The sequence below is a fragment of the Actinomadura logoneensis genome (genome assembly GCF_003428695.1).
GTDB lineage: Bacteria > Actinomycetota > Actinomycetes > Streptosporangiales > Streptosporangiaceae > Spirillospora > Spirillospora logoneensis.
Genome location: NZ_QURH01000735.1, coordinates 1 through 3,464 on the forward strand (window position 1 = coordinate 1; position 3,464 = coordinate 3,464).

Annotated in this window: 4 protein-coding genes; all 4 read left to right on the forward strand. The window is 76.2% G+C overall.

The features are described from left to right. Window positions 1–780 (forward strand): sensor histidine kinase (locus DZF91_RS26425; RefSeq protein ID WP_235834582.1); only part of this gene is annotated, 780 nt, incomplete at its 5' end. After that, entirely contained in the window at window positions 777–1,427 is a 651-nt protein-coding gene (locus DZF91_RS26430; RefSeq protein WP_117359887.1) for a response regulator, read from the forward strand. The genes DZF91_RS26425 and DZF91_RS26430, both read left to right, overlap by 4 nt. Before the next feature lie 88 nt (window positions 1,428–1,515). After that, the gene (locus tag DZF91_RS26435; RefSeq protein ID WP_117359888.1) at window positions 1,516–2,382 is read left to right on the forward strand and encodes an ABC transporter ATP-binding protein; all 867 of its coding nucleotides are present in this window, start codon (window positions 1,516–1,518) and stop codon (window positions 2,380–2,382) included. Continuing rightward, on the forward strand, window positions 2,379–3,404 hold the full coding sequence (locus DZF91_RS26440) for an ABC transporter permease subunit (protein WP_117359889.1): 1,026 nt from the start codon (window positions 2,379–2,381) through the stop codon (window positions 3,402–3,404). The genes DZF91_RS26435 and DZF91_RS26440 overlap by 4 nt, the downstream gene beginning before the upstream one ends. The last annotated feature ends 60 nt before the right edge of the window (window positions 3,405–3,464 follow it).

Genomic DNA, 3,464 nt, shown 5'->3' on the forward strand with positions numbered 1-3,464 from the left:
CTCGGGGCGCGCCTGTCGGCCGCGCGGGCGCGGGCCGCCGTGGAGCGCGTGCGGCGCGAGGAGCGCCTGGCGCTCGCCCGCGAGATGCACGACGACGTCGCCCACCACATCGCGAGCATGCTGATCCAGACGCAGGCGGCGCAGGTCGTCGCGCGGCGGCGGCCCGAGGACATACCGCGCACGCTCACCGGCATCGAGACCGCCGGGGCGGACGCCCTGGCCGCGATGCGCCGCGCCGTCGCGCTCCTGCGCGACACCGGCGACGCGGGAGGGGCCGGGGGCGCCGCTGACGCCGCGCCCGTCTCGTCCGGCCCCGAGCGCCTGGACGACCTGGTGCGCCGGTTCGGCCGGACCGGCCCCACGGTCCGCCTCGTCCTCCCCGACGCCGCCCCCGGCCCGTCGCGCGGCTCCGACCGGCCGGGTGCCGATCGGTCCGGAGCCGAATCCGGCGGGATGGAGTGGCCGCCGGGCGACTGGCCGCCCGAGGTGACCGGCACCGTCTACCGGGTCGTCCAGGAGTCGCTGACGAACGTCGCGCGCCACGCGCCGCGGGCCGGTTCGGTCGCGGTCCGCGTGGGCCGGGACGACGCGGGCGTCACGGTCGAGGTCGTCGACGACGCGCCGCCGACGCGGCCCGGTGTCCGGGGCGGGTTCGGGCTGCTCGGGATGCGCGAGCGCGTGGAGGCCCTCGGCGGGACGCTCGAGGCCGGTCCGGGCGAGGACGGCGGCTGGACGGTCCGCGCCGTCCTGCCCGTCCCGCCGGGGAGGGCCGGGCGGTGACCGTACGGGTCCTGATCGCCGACGACCAGGCGATGATCCGCGGCGGACTGCGGCTGATCCTGGAGGACGCGCCCGGCATCGAGGTGGTCGCCGAGGCCGCGGACGGCGTCGAGGCGGTCGAGGCCGCCCGCCGGCTGCGCCCGGACGTCTGCCTGGTGGACATCCGGATGCCCCGCCTGGACGGCATCGAGGTCACCCGCGCCCTGGCCGGGCCGGGCGTCGCCGACCCGCTGCGCGTCGTCGTGGTCACCACGTTCGACCTGGACGAGTACGTCTACGGCGCGCTGCGTGGCGGGGCGGTCGGGTTCGTCCTCAAGGGCGCCGGCCCCACGCTGCTCGTGGAGGCCGTCCGCGCCGCCGTCGCGGGCGAGGCGCTGGTCTCGCCGTCGGTCACCGTCCGGCTGCTGCGGCACCTGGCCGAGGGGACGGCGCCCGACCGCCCCGCGCCGCCGCTGAGCGACCGCGAACTGGAGGTCGTCCGGGTCGTGGCGCGCGGACGCACCAACCAGGAGGTCGCGGCCGAGCTGTTCATCTCGCTGAGCACCGTGAAGGGGCACCTGGCGAGCGTCCAGTCCAAGCTCGGGCTGCGCAACCGCGTCGAGATCGTCGCGTGGGCGTGGGAGAACCGGCTCGTCGGGGGCGGCTGACCGGGACCGGCCGAAAGTACCGCCGCGGCGGCGCCGAAGCGTGCTTTGGGCCGATGGCCGGGACGGCGCGTCCGCCCAGGATCGGTGCATGCCTCACGAGCACTCCCGTCCCTCCCTGCTGAGCGCCGAGGGACTGACCAAACGCTACGGCCGCCGGCGGCGCCCCGCCCTGGACGGCGTGGACCTGGCGGTCCCGGCGGACCGCGTCGTCGGCCTGGTCGGCCCGAACGGCGCGGGCAAGTCGACCCTGCTGCACCTGGCCTGCGGGCTGACCGAGCCGACGTCCGGCGGCCTGCGCGTCCTCGGCCGCCGTCCGGCGGCGGACGCGGCGCACCTGGCGCGGGTCGGCTTCATGGCGCAGGACGCGCCCGTCTACCGGTCCTTCACCGTCGCCGAGCACCTGCGGCTCGGCGCGAGGCTCAACCCGCGCTGGGACATGGCCTTCGCCGAGCGGCGCGTCCGCGAGTCCGGGCTCGACCCGGACCAGCGGGCGGGCGGCCTCTCCGGCGGCCAGCGCGCCCAGCTCGCCTTGACGATCGCCGCCGCCAAGCGCCCCGACCTGCTCATCTTCGACGAGCCCGCCGCCGCGCTCGACCCGCTGGCCCGGCAGGGCTTCCTGCAGAGCCTCACGAGCTTCGTGGCCGACCTGGACGCCGGCGCGATCCTCTCCTCGCACCTGCTGGCCGACGTCGAGAAGGTCTGCGACCACCTGGTGGTGCTGTGCGACGCCCGCGTGCAGGTGGCGGGCGACGTCCGGGACCTCCTGGCGGCCCACCGCAGGCTGCCGGCGGCCGAGGTCCCCGCGGGCGCGGAGCTCATCGACCAGGGCGTGGCCCGCTTCGCCGCGCCGCCGCCTCCGGGGTACGCGCCGGTCACCCTCGAGGAGCTCGTCCTCGCCTACATGACGCGCGCCGAGCGGCGCCCCGTCCGCGCCGTCCAGGAGGTCGCGCGATGATCTGGCTGAGCTGGCGCCAGTTCCGCTGGCAGGCCCTCGTCGCCGCCGTCGCCCTCGTCCTGGTGGCCGCCTACGCGCTCTACCTGGGCAGCGACGTCCGCGACGCCTTCGCGGCGGCCCGCTCGAACTGCGGGACGGGCACGTCCTGCCCCCAGGCCATGGCCGAGTTGAAGGCCCACTACCGCGAGACCATGCTCTTCCTCGCCGCCGCGCTCGGCCTCGCCCTGGCCCTGCTCGGAACCTTCTGGGGCGCTCCGCTGGTGGCCCGCGAGCTGGAGGCGGGCACCCACCGCCTGGTCTGGAACCAGAGCGTCACCCGCCGCCGCTGGCTCGCGACGAAGCTGCTGGTCACGGCCCTCACGGCGATGGCCGTCACGGGGGTCGCCAGCGCCCTGCTCACCTGGGCGGCGCGTCCGGTGGACGAGGCGAGCGCGAACCGCTTCGACACCATCCTCTTCGGCTCCCGCAACCTCGCCCCGGTCGGCTACGCGCTCTTCGCCGTCACCCTGGGCACGGTCATCGGGCTGGTGGTCCGCCGCACGCTGCCCGCGATCGGGGTGACGATGGCCGCCTTCATCGCGGTCCAGTTCCTCGTCCCGAACCTGGTCCGCCCGCACCTCATGCCGCCGGAGACCGCGACGATGGCGATGTCCGCGGACGCCATCAACCGGGCCAGGAACCTGGGCAGCATCACCGGCGGCTCCGTCATCGGCGGCGTCACCCTCCCGGACGAGCCCGATGCGTGGATCAGCTCCACCAGTCCGCTGCTGACCGCCGACGGCCGTCCGCTGAGCTCCGCCCGGTTCGACGCCTGCCTGAACTCCCCGCCCCGGACGGGCGTCCGCGGCACCTTCGGCGACACCGCCGTCTGCCTGGGCAAGCTCGATCTCCACCTGCGCATCACGTACCAGCCGGGCACCCGCTACTGGGCCTTCCAGCTCCTGGAGACCGGCTTCTACGTGCTGCTCAGCGCGCTGCTGGCCGCCTTCGCCCTCTGGCGGATCCGTCACCGCCTGACCTAGGGCCGTTTTCCTTGGTCCGCCCGCCGGACGCCGCCGTGTCTCGGCGGCGTCCGGCGGTGC

Excerpts from the sequence above, each read along its gene's own strand:
- DZF91_RS26435 (WP_117359888.1), top strand. The coding sequence starts at position 1,516 with ATGCCTCACGAGCACTCCCGTCCCTCCCTGCTGAGCGCCGAGGGACTG.
- DZF91_RS26440 (WP_117359889.1), top strand. The coding sequence starts at position 2,379 with ATGATCTGGCTGAGCTGGCGCCAGTTCCGCTGGCAGGCCCTCGTCGCC.